This window comes from Candidatus Pseudothioglobus sp. uisw_070 (assembly GCF_059512545.2).
This window is the reverse complement of sequence record NZ_CM183456.2, coordinates 1,439,011-1,459,539: the sequence shown is the minus strand read 5'-3', so window position 1 is coordinate 1,459,539 and position 20,529 is coordinate 1,439,011. Positions and strand designations below refer to the sequence as shown.

Sequence of the window (20,529 nt, the reverse complement as noted above, 5' to 3'; positions counted from 1 at the left end):
TTTTTTCGATTCCCCCGATTAGATATCAATGCAAACAATTATTTCAATTAAGAATTTATCAAAAGTTTATGATTCTGGCTTTAATGCTTTGAAAAGTATTAATCTAGACATAAATACAGGCGAAATATTGGGACTCTTGGGTCCAAATGGAGCTGGCAAAACAACTTTAATTTCAACAATATGTGGAATTGTTTCTCCAACCTCTGGCGAGGTTACTGTTGATGGCTATGATATTATTAAGGATTTTAGAAAAACACGATCAATAATTGGCCTTGTTCCACAGGAGTTAACTCTTGGATCATTTGATACGGTTTGGGGGACAGTTCGTTTTAGTAGGGGTTTGTTTGGAGCCAAGAGAGATGATGATTATCTTGAAGAGCTCTTAAAAGACTTATCTCTTTTTGATAAAAAAGACTCTGAAATTAGAATGCTTTCTGGAGGAATGAAGAGGCGAGTTCTTATTGCTAAAGCACTCTCTCACAACCCTAAAATACTGTTTCTTGATGAGCCTACTGCGGGCGTTGATGTTGAGCTACGTAAGGATTTATGGAAGATTGTTAATGTATTAAAATCTAAAGGTGTTACCATAATTTTGACGACTCACTATATTGAGGAAGCTGAAGAGTTAGCTGATAGGATTGGAGTTATTAGTAATGGTGAACTTTTACTCGTTGAGAAAAAAGCGCATTTGATGGAAACTCTTGGAAAGAAGCAATTAATTGTTGAGTTAAAAGAGCCACTCTCCAAAGTACCTTCTTCTCTTGATAAGCATAATATTGAGATTTCTGAAGATGGTATGCATATTTCATACACGTATATTGTTAAAGATGAAGAAACTGATATGTCTGAGGTACTCCAGGAAATTACAAATTCTGGATTGCATATAAAAGACCTTAAAATTGTTCAGAGCTCACTTGAAGATATATTTGTAGATTTAGTTAAGGAAAAATAATGAATTTAATGGCAATCAAAGTAATTTATTTAAACGAGATGATGCGTTTCTGGAATACACTTTTTCAGAGTGTCGCCTCTCCAGTAATATCAACAGCTCTATATTTTGTAGTCTTTGGCTCAGCAATTGGCTCAAGGATTGAAAATATTGATGGTATCTCTTATGGGCTTTTTATTGTTCCGGGCCTGACAATGCTCTCTGTATTAACCCAAAGTATCTCAAATGCATCTTTTGGTATATTTTTTCCAAAATTTACAGGCACGATTTATGAACTTTTATCAGCCCCTGTCTCATTCTATGAGACTTTAATTGGTTATGTTGGAGCCGCTGCGACTAAGTCATTAATTTTGGCAACTATCATTTTACTTACGGCTAACCTCTTTGTTGATTTGAATATTGCGCATCCAATCTGGATGCTGAGTTTTTTAGTTTTGACCTGTGTGGCATTTAGCTTATTTGGTTTTATTATTGGTCTATGGGCCGATAACTTTGAAAAGCTACAAATAATCCCACTTTTAATTATTACTCCATTAGTATTTTTAGGTGGAAGTTTTTATTCAATCAGTATGCTCCCACCGGTATGGCAGAAGGTTACTTTATTTAACCCTGTTCTTTATTTAGTGAGTGGCTTCCGTTGGAGTTTCTTTGAAATTTCAGATGTTGGAGTCGGAGTGAGTCTACTAATGGTTTTACTTTTCTTAAGTATTTGTATTGCTATAATAGCCTGGATGTTCAACACTGGTTATAAGTTAAAACAGTAAGCTAAATTCAGGGGCTTTATGGTTCAAATTACTGATCTATTTATCTATCCTGTAAAATCACTCAAAGGTATTGCCCTTGAAGAGTCAATGACTGCACTTCGTGGTCTTGAGTATGATCGTGAATGGATGGTGACTACTATTGATTACGAATTTATTACTCAGCGCGAAATCGAGTCGATGTCAACAATTAACGTGAGTATTGATTCAGGTGGCTTAATACTTAGCTCAAAGAATAACTCTAAACATAATATTCCTTTGGATTCAATTAAATCTGAGCCAATTAAGGCATCTGTTTGGGGTGATATTTGTGATGCCTATGACGAGGGTGATGATGTTTCATTGTGGCTAACTAGCGTCTTAGGTCAGTATAAAGGTAAGTCTCTAAGGCTTGTGAGGTTTGCCAGTCAAGGACTCCGTCCAGTACCCTCTAAGTATCTTGAAGGTATGGAGGCTCAGAGTGCATTTTCGGATCAATTTCCCTATCTAATAACGTCATGGGAGTCTCTAGATATGCTGAATAAAGGCCTCATTAAAAATGGCTCTCAAGTAGCTAAAATGGATCGCTTTAGGCCTAATATTGTTGTCAAAGGTATTGAAGGTCTTGAAAAAAAAACATCTCAAAATTTTTTATGCCAGCAAAGTGGGTATAGCTTTGGACTAAGAAAGCCCTGTAAGCGCTGCAAAATTATTACGATTAACCAAGATGATGGCAAAATTGATAACCCAAAAGAGCCTTTAGCAACGCTAACTTCTCTGAGGTTTAGTGATGAGATAAATGGTGCATTTTTTGGACAAAATGCGATTTTATTATCGACGAAAAATTACATTCTTAAAGTGGGTGATGAGCTTTCAATTGGCTAGTTTAGATAGCGCTATTCTGGTTTAATTCTCCAGTGAAATAGCGCCAAGCTTGTTTTCGTTTTTCCAGGCATGTCCATAAATTACTTCGTAGGTTGCTGGCAGTTTTCCATCAGAGCGATAGCTTTCGTACATCTCTATCATTTTTTTAAATTTAGTTTTCCCTGTGAGCGCTTTTGATCGGCTACCTACATTTTGTGCACCAATTGATTTCAGGTCATGCATTAAGTCGAGCACTTTTTCGTAGGTGAGGGTTATGTTCTCCATTTCCATTATTGGGCTTTGAAAGCCTGATTGAAGCATCTGGTCGCCTATATCATGCATGTCAATAAAATTATTAACGTGCGCGCTACTATCAACTGCTGACCAACTCCGCTTAAGTTCCTTTAGAGTATCTGGCCCAAAGGTAGTGAAAAGAATTAAGCCCTCAGGCTTGAGAACTCTAAAGCATTCATTAAAAAGTGCTTTTAAATCAGGACACCACTGCATCATTAAGTTAGAAACAATAAAGTCAACGCTGTTGGATGCAAATGGAAGCTCGTAGGCATTTGCGCAAACCTTTAAGTTGTGAGGATTTTCTAAAAGTGATTGTTGCGCAAAATCTACACAAATTAGATTTGCATTTGGAAATATTTCAGCTGTTTTATTACTAAGAAGTCCAGTGCCAGAGCCAAGATCAATTATTGTTTGAGGCTTAATTGAAATAACTTTCAATTTTTCAGCCAGTCTATTTGCTATTTCACTTTGAAGAAATGCATTATCATCATAATTGCTAGCAGCGCCATTAAAAGTGCTTCTTATTTTAGACATAAGGCCAATTGACTTGAAATTCTTTTCATTAAGTTAAAGTATTGATTGGGCCCTGCTGGATATTTGGTTCCCAAAATATCAATTTCGAATGTTTTTAAGCTGAGACCTTCCGACAAGACGCTTATTTGATTTGGCTTGGCCTCTTGTCCATAGAGTAGACACGAAACACTTAAATCACTCATAGCTTCCTTGGCCATAAGAGTTCTAATGATGCTCAATCTTGCTCCGTGATATGGGGTTATTATGATAGGTCTTATAAGTTTCATGCTCTTTTCAAAGTACTGCATAGTGTCTGAAAATACTGCAAACTGTGAAGCTAGAAAAGGATCAATCTCTTTTTCTAAATCTATTTTTAGTTCCTCAAGATCAAGCATTAATTCTAGAAAATTGTTGTTATATTTATCTTCGTTGACTGGATCTATTTTAATGAGCAGATTATTAATATGTTTGGCTATAAGTTTCATGTTGTTAATATCTAGCCATAGATGTAAATCATAAATATTCTCTTCATGCTCATCAGCGTCATCATGTTCCTTTGACTTAAGTATTTCAGACCTCGATTTATGGATACTGAGATTATTCAAACTCATAATTTGAAATAGCGAATCATCTTCTATGTTTTTAATTGCTTTTCTTAATCCAGATTCAAAGTCTCCACTAATAATTATTACTAAGTCAGCATTTGCAAGCATCTGGACTTGTGAGGGCTTCAAGTGAAATGTGTGTGCTGAGTTACTCGACTTAAGTAATAACTGTGGCTCTGCAATGCCGCTCATAAGGCTCGTCACGATACTATGAATAGGTTTAATACTGACGACGACAGACGGCGTTGATTGTGCAGCAACATTTTTGATAGCTAAAAGAAAAATAAAACTTAGGAGGAGACGATATTTCATAATAAGACTAAAATTGAAATTGAAGATAAATTATACGTTAATCGATGAATTCAACTTTGAATTAGTTGTTGCAAATAATGATTACTCGAGTAGGTGCAGGGTGACCTTCTTTTGTGAGAGATGAGTCAGATGGGTCAAGGAAATCCTCTAATGAAGCCGCATTATCTCCTATCCATTCAGTTCTCCTTTGCTCTTCAGGGGAAGTTTTGCTAATATCAATAACTTTAATATTTTTGAATTTGGCATCAACAAGCCATGATTTCAGAGTCTCAACACTAGGCAGGCAATGAACATTCCGCATTTGAGCATAGCGACCATCTGGGATAAGTGAGTATCCATTTGGACCTTCAACTACTAAGGTCTCTAATATTAGCTCTGCGCCTGGCACCATCATATCTTTTAACTGAAGCAAATGTTCCATATGACTTCTTTGGTGATATAGAACACCCATTGAGAAGACAGTGTCAAAGATTGATAATTTAGGCATTTCTTCAAGTCTAATAGGAAGAAGCATCACATTAATGTCTTTATTGACTAACGATTTAATTGCAGCATACTGGTAATTAAATAAAAGGAAAGGCTCAATTCCTAGTGCTTTCTTGGCACCTTCCATCGCCATTCTTAATGTGAAATAGCCATTTCCAGCACCTACATCAAGAACTTTTCTATTTTTTAATGGAGTAATGTGCTTTTGCAGACGTTTCCATTTAAGATCACCTTGCCATTCGCTCTCAAGTTTTAAATTATTGAATATGAATGGGCCTTTCCTCCATGGCAGAAGTCTTTTGAGCGCCCTTTCGAGTAATATAGGGTCAGCACTATTTTGATCTATTCTAATGTAGGGTTCATTTAGCTCTATTTCGCCTTTAGGTATAGCTTTTAACTCATCCAATGCTATAGTCCATTTAGGAATATTTCCGTTATTAACGTTGAAGGCATCTAGGCTTATTCTGAGGCATTTATCTGCAATTTTTTGGAGTGATGAATCATTGAAAAATAGCTTAAATTCATCCGTAAATAAAATCATAAATTAAATATGTTCATAAAATATATCTAGTATAAAATAAAGTTACATATATATACATATATTACTTTTAACTCTTTTGGAGATTAGCGTGATAAACAAATCAATTAAATTTTTTATAATCTTTTTCCTTTCATTTAATGTTTTCGCTGGTGGTGACGATCGTGATGATGCCTACTATGCAAATTTAGATGAAGAGTTGGCTGCATTTGAAGCTCAAATCGCTGCTGATGTATTGGCTGATGAGCTTGCTGCATTTGAGGCTGAAATGGCAAGGCAGGCTTCTGAGCTTGCTCTTGAGCAAGAATTGGCTAACTTTGAAGCACAACTTGAGGCTAATCTAACTGCCCAAGAAATGATGGCTGAAATAGAAGCAGAAATGGCAAGACAAGCTGCCCTTGATGCCTTTCAGGCAAAACTAGCTGCGGATAAAGCTGCAGCTGCGAAGTCTACAGCTGCTTATCAATCTAAACGTGCAAATGACGCAAGGATCGCTGCGCTTATGGACCAGCTCAATACCGAAAAAGAATTGGCTAACTTTGAAGCACAACTTGAGGCTGAATTAGCTGCTCAAGAAATGATGGCTGAAATAGAGGCAGAGATGGCTAGACAAGCTGCTCTTGATGCCTTCCAAGCAAAACTAGCTGCGGATAAAGCTGCTGCTGCTGCGTCAACTGCTGCTTACCAAGATAGTCTTTTAGATGCAGAGTTCGCAGCGCTTGAGGCTCAAATTAAAGCTGAAGCGGATGCTGCTGAAATGATGGCTGAAATTGAGAGAGAAATGGCACTTGCAGATTTCCTACAAAAACTAGCGGATGAAAAAGCTGCTGCTGCAGCGTCAACTGCTGCTTACCAAGCCTCACTTGCTGAAGAAGAAGTTATAGGCGTCATTGAAGAGGTAGTTGTTACAGAAGCTGCGCATGAGGCATGTAAATACGCATTAAATTTATCTGAAAGTAACATTGCGCTCTTTAAGTCTGCATTGGCTGACGGAACTTTATTTAATGTAGGCCCTCAAGTTTCATCTGGAACTGAATTCACAGCAAATAGATGGGATGCATATGCAAACTGTGTCAGTAACTATGTCAACCCTTTCTAAGGTTTAAGATAATTTGTCATTTTGCTTACTTAGTGTAAATGCAGAATGTGTCAGAAATAAAAACCCAGGGCTTGCTCTGGGTTTTTTTATTTATAATGAATTATGAAAAGTAATTTAATAAGTATTCTTATAAAACTGGTATGTATTTTATTACTGTCATTTAATGTCCACTCAAGTGACGATGTAAATGATTCACCCCAGCAGGATGATAACGATATTATGCTGATAAATGAATTTAGTTCATGCACAGATCAATATGAAATTAATGATTTAGAATCTAATAACATCACTTCCTCACTTTTATTATCTGGAGATGCCTTCTTTGCTCCAGGTGATTTGGTTATTAGTTCAAAAAATGCAAGAGCTATTGTTGATTCATATGATTCTTCGACAAATAAATTGATATATTATCAAACTGCTGAAACTGGATTTAAATCATTTTCTCTAGGCGAAAAAGTTGTTGGTAAGGGTGAAAATGTTTCTATTATTGAAGAGTTTATTCTTGATTTTGGAATTCCTTGCTCAGATCTTGTTGTCTCAATTGAAGAAAGTCCTGAGCAAATGATATTTATTTTTGCTGACTCTGATGAAGCAATTAAAGCTAAATTAGCCGCCCAAGAAATGATGGCTGAAATAGAAGCAGAAATGGCAAGACAAGCTGCCCTTGATGCCTTTCAGGCAAAACTAGCTGCGGATAAAGCTGCAGCTGCGAAGTCTACAGCTGCTTATCAATCTAAACGTGCAAATGACGCAAGGATCGCTGCGCTTATGGACCAGCTCAATACCGAAAAAGAATTGGCTAACTTTGAAGCACAACTTGAGGCTGAATTAGCTGCTCAAGAAATGATGGCTGAAATAGAGGCAGAGATGGCTAGACAAGCTGCTCTTGATGCCTTCCAAGCAAAACTAGCTGCGGATAAAGCTGCTGCTGCTGCGTCAACTGCTGCTTACCAAGATAGTCTTTTAGATGCAGAGTTCGCAGCGCTTGAGGCTCAAATTAAAGCTGAAGCGGATGCTGCTGAAATGATGGCTGAAATTGAGAGAGAAATGGCACTTGCAGATTTCCTACAAAAACTAGCGGATGAAAAAGCTGCTGCTGCTGCGTCAACTGCTGCTTACCAAGATAGTCTTTTAGATGCAGAGTTCGCAGCGCTTGAGGCTCAAATTAAAGCTGAAGCGGATGCTGCTGAAATGATGGCTGAAATTGAGAGAGAAATGGCACTTGCAGATTTCCTACAAAAACTAGCGGATGAAAAAGCTGCTGCTTCAGCGTCAACTGCTGCTTACCAAGATAGTCTTTTAGATGCAGAGTTCGCAGCGCTTGAGGCTCAAATTAAAGCTGAAGCGGATGCTGCTGAAATGATGGCTGAAATTAAGATTGAGATGGCAAGACTGGATGCTCTTGCTATCTTCCAAGCAAAACTAGCGGATGAAAAAGCTGCTGCTGCAGCATCAACTGCTGCCTATCAGGCTAAGCTTGCTTATGATTTGAGGGTTACTAAAATTATGGATGATTTAATTGTTCAATTAGATGAGCTAGGAATTATTGATGATTATAAATCGACTATCAAAGATGAGCTTATAAATAAAGCGACAGAGAAGCTAGAAGATGAGAAATTCATAGGCACAATTTCTGGAGAAATAGTAACGGTTGCGATACATGATTTTTGCAAGGTAAATTTAGGGCTATCAGATAGCAATATTGAACTTTTTAAGAAAGCATTAGAGGGTGGTTATTTAGGAAATGTTGGCCCTCAGGTAACAAATGGAACTGAATTTTCATCGAATCGATGGGATGACTATATAGAGTGTGTTGGCTCTAAGAGAATATAAAAAATTGTTTAATAAGTAACTATTATATTTCTAATAATGAATTTTCTTTGTCAGTCAAAGATCTTTCAATTAAAGAGATATGTTGATCTGTAATTTTTTGTATATTATCTTCAGCTCTATGTGACTCATCTTCTGATATTTCTTTTTCTTTAAGGAGCTCTCTAAAGTCAGATATAGCATCTCTTCGAATATTTCTTATTGCCACGCGCGCATTTTCAGCTTCATCACGAACAACTTTTACTAATTCTTTTCTGCGCTCTTCAGTTAGAAGGGGTAAAGGAATTCGCAAAACCTGTCCTTGAGTGTTTGGATTTAAACCTAAATCAGACGTCATAATTGCTTTTTCAATTGGTCCAACCATATCTTTTTCCCAGGGTGAAACCTTAAGAGTTCTTGAGTCTTCAGCGCTTACATTAGAAACTTGTGAAAGAGGAACCATGCTGCCATAGTATTCAACGGTAATTTGATCAAGTAGTGAGGGGTGAGCCCTGCCAGCACGAATCTTACTAAAGTCAGTCTCAAGAGAAGCGAGTGATTTACTCATTCGGCTATTTGCATCACTGTGAATTTCATCAATCATTATTTATTCTCCATTTTGACTAACAATCGTGCCAATTGATTGGCCATTTAAAATATTAGCTAAAGCATAATTATCATCAAACATACTAAAAACACAAATTCTTATATTATTTTCTCGACATAATGCAAATGCAGCAGTGTCCATGACCTCAATATTCTTTTCAATAGCCGAATCAAAACTAAGCGCGTCAAACTTTATAGCATTTGAATCTTTCAATGGGTCACTTGAATAAATACCATCGACCTTAGTAGCTTTAAAGACAATATCAGCCTCAATTTCAACTGCTCTTAATGCCGCAGCAGTATCGGTTGTAAAGCAAGGACTTCCAGTACCAGCAGAAAAAATAACTACCTTACCTTCTGATAGAGCATTTTGAGCTTTAGTATGATTAAAAGGATCACAAACACCACCACCAATCGAAAAGCCAGACATGACAATTGAAGGAATATTATTTCTTTTAAAAGCATCTGATATTGCTAATGCATTCATTACTGTAGCAAGCATTCCAATATGATCTCCAGTGATTTTGTGCATTCCATCACTTGCAAGGGCAGCGCCTCGATAGATATTTCCACCACCAATTACTATGGCGATTTCAACACCAAGATCCAGGGCAGATTGAACAATAGTGACTACTTTTTTTAGCATTTCAGGATCAATATTATTATTGTCACTTTTTAGTGCTTCACCACTAAGTTTAAGTAAGATTCGACGATAAGAAACCATGTGCTAAGAATTGAATACAAAATTAAGATTTTACACAACGCATGAGTATAATGAACCCTTTGTCCACCATAAAATAACTAACCTATGGATTCAATAAACATACGTGGCGCTAGAGTCCATAATTTAAAAAACGTTGACGTTAGCATTCCAAGAAATAAGCTTGTAGTTATTACTGGGCTATCAGGTTCTGGCAAGTCATCATTAGCCTTTGATACAATTTATGCTGAAGGACAAAGAAGGTATGTTGAGTCATTATCAGCATATGCAAGGCAGTTCTTATCATTAATGGAAAAGCCAGATGTTGATCATATTGAAGGACTATCTCCTGCAATATCAATCGAACAAAAAGCTACCTCACATAATCCTCGCTCTACAGTAGGAACCATAACTGAAATTTATGATTATTTGAGACTACTTTTTGCCAGAGTTGGCTCACCTAGATGTCCTGAACATGGAGATGAATTACAGGCACAAACAATTTCTCAAATGGTGGATGCAATATTAGACCTTCCAGAAGATGCAAAGATTATGATACTTGCACCAATTGTAAAAAATAGAAAGGGTAGCCATCTAAAATTATTACAAGAACTTTCTCATCAAGGCTTCCTTCGTGCAAGAGTTGATGGTGAGGTTATGCTACTTGAAGAAATTGATGAGCTTGATGGTAATAAAAATCATACCATCGAGATCGTAATTGACCGATTAAAAGTTAGGCAAGATATAACGTCAAGGTTATCTGAGTCTCTTGAAACTGGCCTTAATATGAGCTCGGGTATTGCTATAGCTTGCCCTATGGATATTGACTCTGGTTTTAAGGAGTTAACATTTTCAGCAAAGTTTTCTTGTGTTCATTGTGGTTACTCTTTGGAAGAGTTAGAGCCAAGACTCTTTTCATTTAATAATCCTGTGGGGGCATGCGAAACATGCGATGGTTTAGGTGTCAAAGATATATTTGACGAAGAAAGAGTTGTTGCTAATCCTGAGCTTAGCCTGGAAGATGGCGCAATTTATGGTTGGAGTAAAAGTAATGCCTATTTTTATCAAATGCTTTCTTTAGTTGGTAATTATTATAAATTTGATATTGCCACACCATTTAATGAGCTCTCAGAAGAGAATAAAAAAATTGTTCTTTATGGAAGTGGAAGCCAGGTTATTGATTTTTCGAAAATTAAAGGAAGAAGAGGTTGGACAAGTAAGAAAAAACCTTTTGAGGGTGTAATTCCAAGAATGATGCGTCGTTATGCAGACAGTGATATCCGCTCAATTAGGGAAGAATTATCTAGATATGTAATAAGCAAGCCCTGCTCAAGTTGTAATGGAGATAGACTTAATGCATCTGCAAGAAATGTCTTTATAGATAATAGAAATATTTCAGATCTAACAAAGTTAACGATAGACCAAGTATTTGATTTTTTTGAATCTCTTGAGCTAGAAGGTCAGCGTGGGGAAATTGCAAGTAAGATTCTAAGTGAAATTTCACAGCGTTTGCATTTCTTAATTAATGTTGGGCTTGATTATCTTAATTTAGAGCGAAAAGCCAACTCTCTATCTGGCGGGGAGGCTCAGCGAATAAGATTAGCCTCTCAAATAGGTGCGGGCTTGATTGGGGTCCTTTATGTTTTAGACGAGCCATCAATTGGACTTCATCAGCGCGATAACCAAAAGTTACTTGATACGTTGACTTATCTTAGAGATTTAGGAAATACAGTTATTGTTGTTGAGCATGATGAAGACGCAATAAGACAGGCTGATTATGTTGTGGATATTGGACCTGGAGCAGGTATCCATGGTGGTGAGATTGTTGCGATAGGGACACCTGATGAAGTTATAGCTAATACAAAATCCCTTACTGGAGATTATTTAAGTGGACGATTAGAAATCAGTACTCCTAAAATTAGAAAGAAATCAAATGGCTGGCTTAATATTACTGGAGCAAGTGGAAATAACTTAAAGCATGTTGACTTAAAAATCCCTGTTGGCGTTTTAACCTGCATTACAGGTGTTTCTGGCTCTGGAAAGTCAACATTAATTAACAATACACTTTATGAGTTAGCTGCAAAAACACTTAATGGAGCTCAAACTGATGTTGCTCCATTTAAAGAGGTTAAGGGTATGGATCTGTTTGATAAAGTAGTTAATATTAATCAAAGCCCAATTGGAAGGACTCCTCGATCTAACCCAGCTACTTACACGGGCGTTTTTACGTTAGTTCGTGACCTTTTTGCATTGACGCTTGAGTCTAGGACGCGAGGATATAAATCTGGACGTTTTAGTTTTAATGTTAAAGGAGGAAGATGTGAAGCCTGTAAAGGTGATGGCTTAATTAAAGTAGAGATGCACTTTTTGCCCGATGTTTACGTCTCATGTGATATCTGTCATGGCCATAGATATAACCGAGAAACCTTAGAAATTAAATACAAAGGAAAGTCAATTGCAGACGTTTTGGAGATGACTGTCGAAGATGCTCTTGATTTTTTTAAAGCGATTCCAAAGATTAATCAAAAAATGCAAACTTTAATGGATGTTGGGCTTTCGTATATTACACTTGGCCAAAATGCAACCACCCTTTCTGGAGGAGAAGCTCAGCGTATAAAACTTGCTAAAGAACTCTCTAAAACAGATACAGGGCAAACTTTATATATATTAGATGAGCCAACAAGTGGACTCCATTTTCATGATATTAAGCAATTGCTATCAGTAATCTTTAGACTTCGAGATCGAAATAATACAATTGTTATAATCGAGCATAATCTAGACGTTATCAAGACTGCCGATTGGGTTGTTGATCTTGGCCCCGAAGGCGGGAACAAAGGCGGCGAAATAATTGCATTCGGGACTCCAGAAGAGGTTTCCAAGAACCCAAGATCATATACTGGGCAGTTCCTTAAGGAGCATCTTTAGATTTAAGTTTCAAAGCCTATAAGCGTCATCGTGAAAGCAGTTTTACCATTAATCTTGTGAATTTTTATAGGCTGAAAATTCTCTTCAACAGACAGATTTAGAATTAATTGTAATTCATCGCAAATTACCTTCATAGTTTCAATTTCACGCCCATTAATTAAAATTTTTTCAGATCCATCTAACTTGAATTGAAGATAATTAACACCAACTTCATCAACAACTTGATAGGTAAATTCTGATTCATTAGGCTTATTAACCATATCATTGGATAATGCTAGATAAACACTTAAGGTGTCAACTAGAAGACCAGGTTTTATTTCAAACTCATCACCACTGCTTGACACTGCATAATTTTTATCAGTTTCGATGGTAATTTCATAGTTCTTTTTAACTTCACCTTTGATTTTTTCTATGACTCTAAAGGAAGTATTAATGATCTGCCCATCAATTTCATCACCTATACTTTTTTCTGATCTTGAGTAATCATACAAAGCTTTCCAAACCGATGCTGTGCTGGCCTCAGTTGTGAATTCAAACTGATTGTCATTGACCTCTAAGTTTAATATTGCAGTGCCAATTTTTAGGTTGCCCATTACAGTTTCAGCATAAAGCTCATAATTTCCTTTATACGGGGTTAGGGACAAAGATTGGGCAGAGTAAAGAAAGGCTAAAAATAAGAAAATTACTTTATTCATATTATTTTTCCGTCAAGTGTTGCAGTTTTATCATCAATTAGGTGAAGTCTTTTTTTAGTATACCAATGAATCACTTTAGGGTAGATGACATGTTCTTTTTTTAAAACTTTCATAGAGAGTGTTTCCTTAGTATCTAGATTGTCAATAATAACTGACTCTTGACAAATTAAAGGACCACCATCCAATTCTTTAGTAACAAAGTGAACACTTACACCATGAGCTTTCTCAGAAGCGTTAATAGCTCTTTGGTGTGTGTTGAGTCCTGGAAATTTTGGAAGTAAGGACGGGTGAATATTAAGAATTTTCCCAAAATAATGTGACACAAATAATGGAGTAAGAACTCTCATATAACCCGCTAAAACAATTAACTCTACCCCATGCTGTTGAATAATTGAAATGAGCTCTCTATCAAAAGCTTCCTTGGAGTTATATAATTCAGGATCAATAATGGCGGTCTGAAGTTTTGCAGATTCAGCTCGTTTCAAGCCAAAAGCATTTTTGTTATTACTAATGACGCAGCTAATTTGCAAGTCAATTCTATCTGCATTATCAATTATTGATTGTAAATTAGAACCATTACCTGAAATTAAAATAACAGCTTTCATAGTATCAAATTATTACTTGCTCGCCTTTAGACTCAACAACTTCTCCAATTAACCAGGCTTTTTCGCCTTTAGAATTTAATAGCTTAATAGCGTCATTTGAGGATTCTTTTGGAACAATAACGACCATGCCAACGCCGCAGTTAAGAACTCTATGCATTTCACTTGTATCTATATTTCCTTGAGCCTGCAGCCACTGAAATATTTCTGGAAGCTCCCAAGAGTTTGCATCCAATTTTGCAGCTAAATGTTCTGGTATTACTCTGGGAATATTTTCAAGAAGGCCGCCGCCTGTAATATGCGATATTGCATGTACAGGTAAATTTTGAACTAATGACAAGATTGATTTAACATAAATTTTAGTTGGCTCAATAAGCTCCTTGAGCTGGCTTGATGTTGGCTTTGTTTTTTCCAAAACTTTTCTGATGAGTGAGTATCCATTTGCGTGAGGACCGGATGAACCAAGTGCTATTATGTGATTACCTGATGAAACTTTAGAGCCATCTATAATTTTATCTTTTTCAACAATGCCTACACAAAACCCAGCAAGATCATACTCTTCGCCTTTATACATTCCGGGCATTTCAGCAGTTTCCCCTCCAATTAACGAGCATCCAGATTGACGGCAGCCTTCACCAATTCCAGAAATAACAGAAATCGCAACATCTGGATTAAGAGAGCCCGTTGCGTAATAATCTAAAAAAAACAATGGCTCAGCGCCCTGAACTATAAGATCATTGACGCACATTGCAACTAAATCAATACCAATAGTATCATGCTTATTAAGCATCTCAGCAACCATCAATTTTGTTCCAACGCCGTCAGTTCCTGAAATTAAAACTGGTTTTTTATATTTATCTAAAGGAATTTCAAACATTGCACCAAAGCCGCCAAGACCAGCAAGAACACCAGGTCTTAACGTTGATTTTGCAATTGGTTTAATTTTTTCAATAAGCTGATTACCTTTGGTAATATCAACTCCAGAGTCCTTATAAGTCAATGATGACATCTTGTTTTCCGTATAATTAAGGTCTAAAAAATGAATTTAATTAAGCAAAATAATGAGCTACTCAATGCTACCCAATGCGCTTTCAATAATACGCATTATTTTAACAGTTCCAATAGTTATAGCGCTACTAAAAGAGCAGTATCTTTTGACGCTTCTATTATTTCTATTGGCTGGAATTACCGACGCATTAGATGGTTGGATAGCTAAACAGTTTTCATTACAGTCCCGTCTTGGTTCTATTCTTGATCCGATGGCAGATAAGATATTATTAACCTGCTCTTTTATTGCTTTATATTGGGTTGGGATTATGCCTTTATGGCTACTCATGATAATGTTTGTTCGTGATGTTATTATTGTAGCGGGCGCATTGGGATATTTTCTAGGTGAAATATCTAGGGATAGTGATTTGCTAGAGCCTTCTTTAATTAGTAAATTTAATACAGTATTACAAATCGCCTTGGTTTTATTTTTGCTGTTAATTCAAATATATACCGAATTAAATAGCCTTAGAGATATGGTCTTCATAGTGGTTGCCACTTCGACCGGTTTAAGTGGTGCGGACTATGTGTTACTTTGGGTTAAAAAGTTTATCTTGCAAGAGACTAAAAAATGAATCAACTAGGCCTTCCAATCTCACTGAACTCCAAAATGCTTTTAGATAACTTTATTGCTAATAGCGAGCTTGTTAATTTAATTCACCAACTTTTTCAGAAAAAAAAAGCTTCTGAAATCTACGTATATGGATTAACAGGTCAAGGCAAAACGCATGTCCTTCAAGGAGTAGTATTAAAGGCCTTAGAAATGGATATGAATGCAATTTATATCGATTGTATTGATTCTTTTCCAGAGCATTTATTTGACTTTATTGACCAATTAAATTTTATTAGCTTTGATAATTTTGATCTTATTAGTAGTGATAACCAAGAGACATTTTTCGATTTATATAATCGAGCAAGACAGGCTGGAGTTGTTGTTTTAGTCAGTGGCTCTAGTTTGCCCAGTGATTTAACCGTTATGAAGGATCTTAAGACTCGCCTAAGTTTAGCAGCTGTTTATAAATTAGAAGAACTTAATGATGAGTTAACAATGGACGTACTTAATAAACAAATGAGTGATAGAAATTTAACTATTGACTCAAAAATTTACGAATATTTATTTAAGAATTATTCTCGAGATTTAAATACTTTAGTATCTGCGATGAATGAGCTAGATAAAGCATCACTCCAATCAAAAAAGGCAATTTCAATTCCTTTTGTTAAAACAGTACTTCAACTTTAGTAGCTACTAAATATCAATTTATTAAGAAATATAAAATATTTTTCTAATATTATGTTTTTTTAAGAAATATTTATATCTTTTAACTCAGTAATAATAAAAATATAGAATTTTTTACTATACTTCGTAAAATATTTAAAACAACGCTCTAATCTTGAGAGCTTAATATATTTTTATGGACCATCTGCCTATCTTTATTAATTTAAGAAAAAAGCCAGCCCTAGTTGTTGGAGGTGGAGATGTTGCATTAAGAAAAATAAACTTGTTATTAAAAGCTCAGGCTAAGGTTACATGCGTTTCTCCCTATTTTTGTGAAGGCATAAAAACCTTGTCTTTAGATAGTAATGTAAGTTTAGTTAATAAGCACTTTGAGGCATCTGATATTTCAAATTATTCAGTAATTATTTCTGCTACAGATGATTCAAAAGTAAATGAATCTGTCTCTAAGATAGCTCACGAAAGTCGTATACCGGTAAATGTGGTTGACTCGCCTGAGCTATCAAGCTTCATCATGCCCTCAATAGTTGACAGGTCTCCAGTGGTAATTGCTGTCTCTTCATCCGGTAAGGCGCCAGTCCTAGCTAGATTAATTCGTGCAAAGCTTGAAACAGTTATTCCTAGCTCTTATGGCATACTTGCTGAAATTGCTGGTGAGTATAGACAGAAAGTTAAAGACAGGTTTTCAAAAATTAAAGATAGAAGGGCATTTTGGGAAGCTACTTTTTCTGGCGTTATAGCTGAAAAAGTTTTTTCAGGGCGTATTCAAGAAGCAAAGACTGATATTGAAAAGCAGCTTATTGACGCAGTTGAGATGAACTTGGGAGAGGTCTATTTAGTTGGCGCTGGTCCTGGCGATCCTGACCTATTAACGTTTAAAGCTTTGAGGCTTATACAGCAAGCCGATGTTGTACTTTATGATAGGCTGGTCTCTAAAGGTGTTATGGAGCTTGTTAGGAGAGACTCAGAGCTCATTTATGTCGGTAAAAAAGGTGGCAGTGATAAATCTACTAGGCAAATAGATATTAATGCTCTTTTGGTTGATCTGGCAAAATCAGGCAAGAGAGTTTGCAGGTTAAAGGGCGGTGATCCTTTTATTTTTGGCCGAGGAGGCGAAGAAATCGAGTCTCTTTCTGAGCACGGCATCCCTTTTCAGGTTGTGCCCGGAATAACTGCAGCATCAGGTTGCTCTTCTTATGCAGGTATTCCGTTAACCCATAGAGACTTCTCTCAATCCTGCCGTTTTGTGACCGCCCATTTAAAAGATGGTACGACTAACCTTCCATGGGAAGAATTTATTGTTGAGCAGCAGACGATTGTTTTTTATATGGCATTGAGTGGGGCAAGTTACATTTGTGAGCAGTTAATTGCTCACGGCATGAGAGAGGAGATGCCAATTGCGATTATTGAAAAAGGAACAATGCCTGAGCAAAAAGTCTACATTACCTCTCTAAAAGACTTGCCTCATCTGTTAAGTAAAGAAGATATTAATGCACCTACTTTAATGATTGTAGGAGAGGTTGTCAGTCTAAACGAGAAGTTAAGCTGGTACGGCAATTAAATAAGAAAATCTATTTCTTAAATAAGAAATGTTTGATTTAATTCGGTATAATTTCAAAATCTTCGCGGGGGTGGTGGAATTGGTAGACACGCTGGATTTAGGTTCCAGTGTCGCAAGACGTGAGAGTTCGAGTCTCTCTCTCCGCACCATATATTTTTAAAAAAGAGCTCTTAGGAGCTCTTTTTCATAATATCCCAGATTACATTCAGTTCACTCTCACTTGGCTTGGAAAGATTTCTTAATTTTAAGTTTTTAATAATCGTTTCAGTTGCTGACCAACTTATTTGAAAGAGTAGGTCAAAATCAATATCTCTAAAATAACCTTCTTTAAAAAATAGTTTCATATCAGTCATTGATTTTTCAAAATTTTTGAAGCCTATTGCCCTTGCTTCTTCAGATACCATGGGATCGATATCAACTAAACTTAAAAAGATAAATTCATTGTAGTTAGTTAAAAAATACTCAATAATTTTTCGGGAAGCTTCTTTGAACTGAAGTTCAACACTTGAATTATCAGGCATATTTTCATTCAAGTCAGAAAAAGCATTTTTTTTAATGCTTATGTATATTGTGTCAATAAGCTCTTGCTTTGATTTAAAGTGTACAAAAAGCGTTCCAGAGGCAACCCCTGCTTTTTTGCTAATTTGAGCAGTTGAAGTTGACTGAATACCCTGACTGGCAAATAGCTCTAGAGCGCTTTGATAGATTTTATCTTTAGTTGAGAGCATTATTTTTTAGTCAATGGAGTAACTCACTCCAGTTAGTTCTTCAGATAGCTTCCATAGTTTTTTTGCATTATCTACATTATATGATAAATCATTTGATTTAACTAATGCAGGGTGACCTTTCATACCGCCCATTGATGGAGAGCCAAAATAATTATCTGACTGGGCAGTTGGATCGGTAGCCGCTCTAAGACCTCCAAGAGCACCTACCTTAACTTTCTGTCCAAGAAAAATATTCATAAAATTTGCCATACCAGAATGCTTCTGAAGATCTGTAGCAGTCCACCCTGGATGTGAAGCTAATACCATTGGACTTCCTTTATCCTGACCAAGTTTACGAGATAATTCATAGGTGAAATATAAATTTGCTAGCTTAGTGTCACTGTAGGCGCTCCAAGTTTTATATTTTCTTTTTTCCCAATTAAGATCATCAAAATCAATATTTCCAGAGGTGTGAGCAATACTAGCTACATTTACAACTCTTGAATTTGGCGTCTTTTTGAGTAGAGATATTAGTTGACCTGTTAAAGCAAAATGACCTAAATGATTCGTGCCCATCTGTATCTCAAAGCCATCTTTTGTTTTTGAATAAGGGCAGGCCATTATGCCAGCGTTATTGATAAGGCAGTCTAGTGCTTTGTATTTTTTGTTTATAGATGTTGAGAAATTATTGACTGATTCGAGGCTTGATAAATCTAGCTCTTGAATATCTATCTTCGCACTGTTATTTTCAGCAAGAATTTCTTTTTTTACAGAATCAGCTTTTTTAATATTTCTAGCAGCCATAATAACGGTTGCGTTTTTTCGAACAAGAACTTTAACCGATTCTTTACCAAGACCACTCGTTGGTCCAGTTACTATAAAAATTTTCCCTGATTGATCAGGGATATTTGATTCGTTCCAATTTTCTTTTTTCATTTTTTTCCTTAAATAATATTAGTTTAATTTCTAAGCTTTTCCCACCAAGGATTTTTTGGTAAGTTGGTTAGCTCAAATACTTCACCAATCATTGGGGTTGCAATGTTGACATTCCTTTTCGCAGCTTCCTTAGTAATTCGAATGATTGGCTCATCCCATGGATGAATCGATAAATCAAATTTAGACCAATGGATTGGAAAAAGGACTTCAGCTTTTAAGTCGATACTGGCTTGAACAGATTCATCAGGAAACATATGAACATTTGACCAGTCTATGTTGTAAGCACCATTTTCGATAAAGGCAATGTCAAAAGGGCCATATTCATTACCTAATTTTTTAAATGTCTCTGAGTATCCTCCGTCGCCACTGAAATATGCACTTAATGATTTTGATTTAACAATCCAAGAGCCCCATAACGTCGAGTTGCCATTGGTTATGCCTCTTCCACTAAAGTGAAGAGCTGGCGCAAAAATAAACTCAACATCTTTATAGATCTTGCTTTCATACCAGTCAAGCTCAGTAATTTTATTTTTATCCACGCCCCATCTTTTTAAATGTGCTCCGACCCCTAAAGGCACAATAAAATGATCTACTAGATTTGATAAGTCTTTAATTGCTTTAGAGTCAAGGTGATCATAGTGATCATGTGAAATGATAACAACGTCGACCTTTGGAAGATCCTCTATCAATATTTGGTTTTCAAATACAAATGGTTTCCCATTAAAAAAACTACTTTTACTTTTTGAGCTGAACGACGGTAATGGTGATGCTCTATTAAAGACTGGATCAGTCATAACAACCAAATCTTCAGTTTTCATAAGAAGCGTGGAGTGACCAAACCAAACAAATTTACCCTCTGTTAAATCTTGACCTTGAAATTTTATTGTTGGAAGAGGGCCCAAAGGGTTTTTATCTTTTGGCGGAAAGAACCATTCCTTTAGGGTCGACTTTCTTTCTAAAGTTCGAAAGTTTGTGTATGTTGTTTTAATGTTGCGAAATTTACCCTCAAAAAAGTTTTCTGAATTAACAATTATTTCCTTGGTATTTTTGTCAGGAGAGGCGCCAAAGACAGGGGAGACATTAAGAAAAATAAAAATAACAAAAGCAATGATAAGTAGCGCATAGATTAAATATTTGATTACATTTAATATATTAAAAAGAATTTCCATAATTAAGTGTCTGTATTTTTTCAAAAAATAAATTATATACTACTAAATGAGTGACTAGTCAGTCATTATGTAATCTTATTTCTTAGTTACTTTAATTTAAGTGATGTCTATTAAGAATAAACATAAGAAATACTGTAA

The 20,529-nt window shown here is 36.0% G+C and carries 20 protein-coding genes and 1 tRNA gene; 10 read left to right on the top strand and 11 right to left on the bottom strand.

All coding sequences use genetic code 11. From position 1 onward, the window contains the following. Positions 1-28 precede the first annotated feature (28 nt). The 3 genes from AC5YGD_RS07320 to AC5YGD_RS07310 are packed head-to-tail and all read left to right on the top strand — an operon-like array spanning position 29 to position 2,574. Positions 29-952, top strand: a complete 924-nt coding sequence (locus tag AC5YGD_RS07320; protein ID WP_496141297.1) for an ATP-binding cassette domain-containing protein — start codon at positions 29-31, stop codon at positions 950-952. Beyond that, the gene (locus AC5YGD_RS07315; RefSeq protein WP_416651412.1) at positions 952-1,713 is read left to right on the top strand and encodes an ABC transporter permease; all 762 of its coding nucleotides are present in this window, start codon (positions 952-954) and stop codon (positions 1,711-1,713) included. The genes AC5YGD_RS07320 and AC5YGD_RS07315 overlap by 1 nt, the downstream gene beginning before the upstream one ends. A gap of 18 nt (positions 1,714-1,731) precedes the next feature. Next, a complete protein-coding gene (locus AC5YGD_RS07310; RefSeq protein WP_496141296.1) occupies positions 1,732-2,574 on the top strand; it encodes an MOSC N-terminal beta barrel domain-containing protein in 843 nt (280 codons plus the stop codon). A 21-nt stretch (positions 2,575-2,595) separates the two neighbouring features. Here the strand turns inward: AC5YGD_RS07310 and bioC are convergent, their stop codons facing one another. The 3 genes from bioC to cmoB all read right to left on the bottom strand — a co-directional run bounded on the left by bioC (position 2,596) and on the right by cmoB (position 5,304). Then, on the bottom strand, positions 2,596-3,381 hold the full coding sequence (gene bioC, locus AC5YGD_RS07305) for a malonyl-ACP O-methyltransferase BioC (protein ID WP_496141295.1): 786 nt from the start codon (positions 3,379-3,381) through the stop codon (positions 2,596-2,598). After that, positions 3,369-4,277, bottom strand: a complete 909-nt coding sequence (locus AC5YGD_RS07300; protein ID WP_496141294.1) for a metal ABC transporter solute-binding protein, Zn/Mn family — start codon at positions 4,275-4,277, stop codon at positions 3,369-3,371. The genes bioC and AC5YGD_RS07300 overlap by 13 nt, the downstream gene beginning before the upstream one ends. A gap of 61 nt (positions 4,278-4,338) precedes the next feature. Further along, entirely contained in the window at positions 4,339-5,304 is a 966-nt protein-coding gene (cmoB, locus tag AC5YGD_RS07295) for a tRNA 5-methoxyuridine(34)/uridine 5-oxyacetic acid(34) synthase CmoB (RefSeq protein ID WP_496141293.1), read from the bottom strand. An 88-nt stretch (positions 5,305-5,392) separates the two neighbouring features. On the opposite strand from cmoB, the gene AC5YGD_RS07290 reads away from it, so the two are divergent. Next, on the top strand, positions 5,393-6,400 hold the full coding sequence (locus tag AC5YGD_RS07290) for a hypothetical protein (RefSeq protein ID WP_496141292.1): 1,008 nt from the start codon (positions 5,393-5,395) through the stop codon (positions 6,398-6,400). Between the two features lie 102 nt (positions 6,401-6,502). Continuing rightward, entirely contained in the window at positions 6,503-8,233 is a 1,731-nt protein-coding gene (locus tag AC5YGD_RS07285; protein ID WP_496141291.1) for a hypothetical protein, read from the top strand. A gap of 22 nt (positions 8,234-8,255) precedes the next feature. Here AC5YGD_RS07285 and frr read toward each other — a convergent pair whose 3' ends face one another. Both frr and pyrH read right to left on the bottom strand, forming a co-directional pair. Continuing rightward, on the bottom strand, positions 8,256-8,813 hold the full coding sequence (gene frr / locus AC5YGD_RS07280; RefSeq protein WP_496141290.1) for a ribosome recycling factor: 558 nt from the start codon (positions 8,811-8,813) through the stop codon (positions 8,256-8,258). Between the two features lie 3 nt (positions 8,814-8,816). Next, positions 8,817-9,539, bottom strand: coding sequence for a UMP kinase (gene pyrH / locus AC5YGD_RS07275; protein ID WP_496141289.1), 723 nt, complete (start codon positions 9,537-9,539; stop codon positions 8,817-8,819). 84 nt (positions 9,540-9,623) lie between these two features. On the opposite strand from pyrH, the gene uvrA reads away from it, so the two are divergent. After that, on the top strand, positions 9,624-12,440 hold the full coding sequence (gene uvrA / locus AC5YGD_RS07270) for an excinuclease ABC subunit UvrA (protein WP_496141288.1): 2,817 nt from the start codon (positions 9,624-9,626) through the stop codon (positions 12,438-12,440). A 2-nt stretch (positions 12,441-12,442) separates the two neighbouring features. Here the strand turns inward: uvrA and AC5YGD_RS07265 are convergent, their stop codons facing one another. Genes AC5YGD_RS07265 through purM form a run of 3 tightly spaced genes read right to left on the bottom strand, consistent with a single transcriptional unit; the run spans position 12,443 to position 14,746 of the window. Continuing rightward, positions 12,443-13,135 (bottom strand): DUF3108 domain-containing protein, encoded by a 693-nt coding sequence (locus tag AC5YGD_RS07265; protein ID WP_496141287.1) that lies wholly within the window; start codon positions 13,133-13,135, stop codon positions 12,443-12,445. Next, complete coding sequence (gene purN / locus AC5YGD_RS07260) at positions 13,132-13,740, bottom strand: phosphoribosylglycinamide formyltransferase (protein ID WP_416686480.1); 609 nt, start codon at positions 13,738-13,740, stop codon at positions 13,132-13,134. Before purN ends, AC5YGD_RS07265 begins: the two co-directional genes overlap by 4 nt. A gap of 4 nt (positions 13,741-13,744) precedes the next feature. Next, positions 13,745-14,746 carry a phosphoribosylformylglycinamidine cyclo-ligase gene (purM, locus tag AC5YGD_RS07255; protein WP_496141286.1) on the bottom strand — a complete coding sequence of 334 codons (1,002 nt, stop codon included), beginning with the start codon at positions 14,744-14,746 and terminating at the stop codon, positions 13,745-13,747. Between the two features lie 52 nt (positions 14,747-14,798). On the opposite strand from purM, the gene AC5YGD_RS07250 reads away from it, so the two are divergent. The 4 genes from AC5YGD_RS07250 to AC5YGD_RS07235 all read left to right on the top strand — a co-directional run bounded on the left by AC5YGD_RS07250 (position 14,799) and on the right by AC5YGD_RS07235 (position 17,728). Beyond that, complete coding sequence (locus tag AC5YGD_RS07250; protein ID WP_496141285.1) at positions 14,799-15,359, top strand: CDP-alcohol phosphatidyltransferase family protein; 561 nt, start codon at positions 14,799-14,801, stop codon at positions 15,357-15,359. Beyond that, positions 15,356-16,024 (top strand): HdaA/DnaA family protein, encoded by a 669-nt coding sequence (locus AC5YGD_RS07245; protein WP_496141284.1) that lies wholly within the window; start codon positions 15,356-15,358, stop codon positions 16,022-16,024. Before AC5YGD_RS07250 ends, AC5YGD_RS07245 begins: the two co-directional genes overlap by 4 nt. A 172-nt stretch (positions 16,025-16,196) precedes the next feature. Next, complete coding sequence (gene cysG, locus AC5YGD_RS07240) at positions 16,197-17,579, top strand: siroheme synthase CysG (RefSeq protein ID WP_496141283.1); 1,383 nt, start codon at positions 16,197-16,199, stop codon at positions 17,577-17,579. Between the two features lie 64 nt (positions 17,580-17,643). Beyond that, positions 17,644-17,728, top strand: a tRNA-Leu gene (locus AC5YGD_RS07235). Between the two features lie 21 nt (positions 17,729-17,749). On the opposite strand, the gene AC5YGD_RS07230 is transcribed toward AC5YGD_RS07235, so the two are convergent. The 3 genes from AC5YGD_RS07230 to AC5YGD_RS07220 are packed head-to-tail and all read right to left on the bottom strand — an operon-like array spanning position 17,750 to position 20,391. Further along, positions 17,750-18,307, bottom strand: a complete 558-nt coding sequence (locus AC5YGD_RS07230) for a TetR family transcriptional regulator (RefSeq protein WP_496141282.1) — start codon at positions 18,305-18,307, stop codon at positions 17,750-17,752. Positions 18,308-18,313: 6 nt separating this feature from the next. After that, positions 18,314-19,222 (bottom strand): oxidoreductase, encoded by a 909-nt coding sequence (locus AC5YGD_RS07225; protein ID WP_416686474.1) that lies wholly within the window; start codon positions 19,220-19,222, stop codon positions 18,314-18,316. Positions 19,223-19,245: 23 nt separating this feature from the next. After that, positions 19,246-20,391 (bottom strand): MBL fold metallo-hydrolase, encoded by a 1,146-nt coding sequence (locus AC5YGD_RS07220; RefSeq protein WP_496141281.1) that lies wholly within the window; start codon positions 20,389-20,391, stop codon positions 19,246-19,248. Between the last annotated feature and the right edge of the window lie 138 nt (positions 20,392-20,529).

What these genes read in the sequence shown, in the direction of transcription:
- AC5YGD_RS07320 (WP_496141297.1), top strand. Translation starts at nt 29, where the DNA reads ATGCAAACAATTATTTCAATTAAGAATTTATCAAAAGTTTATGATTCT.
- AC5YGD_RS07315 (WP_416651412.1), top strand. Translation starts at nt 952, where the DNA reads ATGAATTTAATGGCAATCAAAGTAATTTATTTAAACGAGATGATGCGT.
- AC5YGD_RS07310 (WP_496141296.1), top strand. Translation starts at nt 1,732, where the DNA reads ATGGTTCAAATTACTGATCTATTTATCTATCCTGTAAAATCACTCAAA.
- bioC (WP_496141295.1), bottom strand. Translation starts at nt 3,381, where the DNA reads ATGTCTAAAATAAGAAGCACTTTTAATGGCGCTGCTAGCAATTATGAT.
- AC5YGD_RS07300 (WP_496141294.1), bottom strand. Translation starts at nt 4,277, where the DNA reads ATGAAATATCGTCTCCTCCTAAGTTTTATTTTTCTTTTAGCTATCAAA.
- cmoB (WP_496141293.1), bottom strand. Translation starts at nt 5,304, where the DNA reads ATGATTTTATTTACGGATGAATTTAAGCTATTTTTCAATGATTCATCA.
- AC5YGD_RS07285 (WP_496141291.1), top strand. Translation starts at nt 6,503, where the DNA reads ATGAAAAGTAATTTAATAAGTATTCTTATAAAACTGGTATGTATTTTA.
- frr (WP_496141290.1), bottom strand. Translation starts at nt 8,813, where the DNA reads ATGATTGATGAAATTCACAGTGATGCAAATAGCCGAATGAGTAAATCA.
- pyrH (WP_496141289.1), bottom strand. Translation starts at nt 9,539, where the DNA reads ATGGTTTCTTATCGTCGAATCTTACTTAAACTTAGTGGTGAAGCACTA.
- uvrA (WP_496141288.1), top strand. Translation starts at nt 9,624, where the DNA reads ATGGATTCAATAAACATACGTGGCGCTAGAGTCCATAATTTAAAAAAC.
- AC5YGD_RS07265 (WP_496141287.1), bottom strand. Translation starts at nt 13,135, where the DNA reads ATGAATAAAGTAATTTTCTTATTTTTAGCCTTTCTTTACTCTGCCCAA.
- purN (WP_416686480.1), bottom strand. Translation starts at nt 13,740, where the DNA reads ATGAAAGCTGTTATTTTAATTTCAGGTAATGGTTCTAATTTACAATCA.
- purM (WP_496141286.1), bottom strand. Translation starts at nt 14,746, where the DNA reads ATGTCATCATTGACTTATAAGGACTCTGGAGTTGATATTACCAAAGGT.
- AC5YGD_RS07250 (WP_496141285.1), top strand. Translation starts at nt 14,799, where the DNA reads ATGAGCTACTCAATGCTACCCAATGCGCTTTCAATAATACGCATTATT.
- AC5YGD_RS07245 (WP_496141284.1), top strand. Translation starts at nt 15,356, where the DNA reads ATGAATCAACTAGGCCTTCCAATCTCACTGAACTCCAAAATGCTTTTA.
- cysG (WP_496141283.1), top strand. Translation starts at nt 16,197, where the DNA reads ATGGACCATCTGCCTATCTTTATTAATTTAAGAAAAAAGCCAGCCCTA.
- AC5YGD_RS07230 (WP_496141282.1), bottom strand. Translation starts at nt 18,307, where the DNA reads ATGCTCTCAACTAAAGATAAAATCTATCAAAGCGCTCTAGAGCTATTT.
- AC5YGD_RS07225 (WP_416686474.1), bottom strand. Translation starts at nt 19,222, where the DNA reads ATGAAAAAAGAAAATTGGAACGAATCAAATATCCCTGATCAATCAGGG.
- AC5YGD_RS07220 (WP_496141281.1), bottom strand. Translation starts at nt 20,391, where the DNA reads ATGGAAATTCTTTTTAATATATTAAATGTAATCAAATATTTAATCTAT.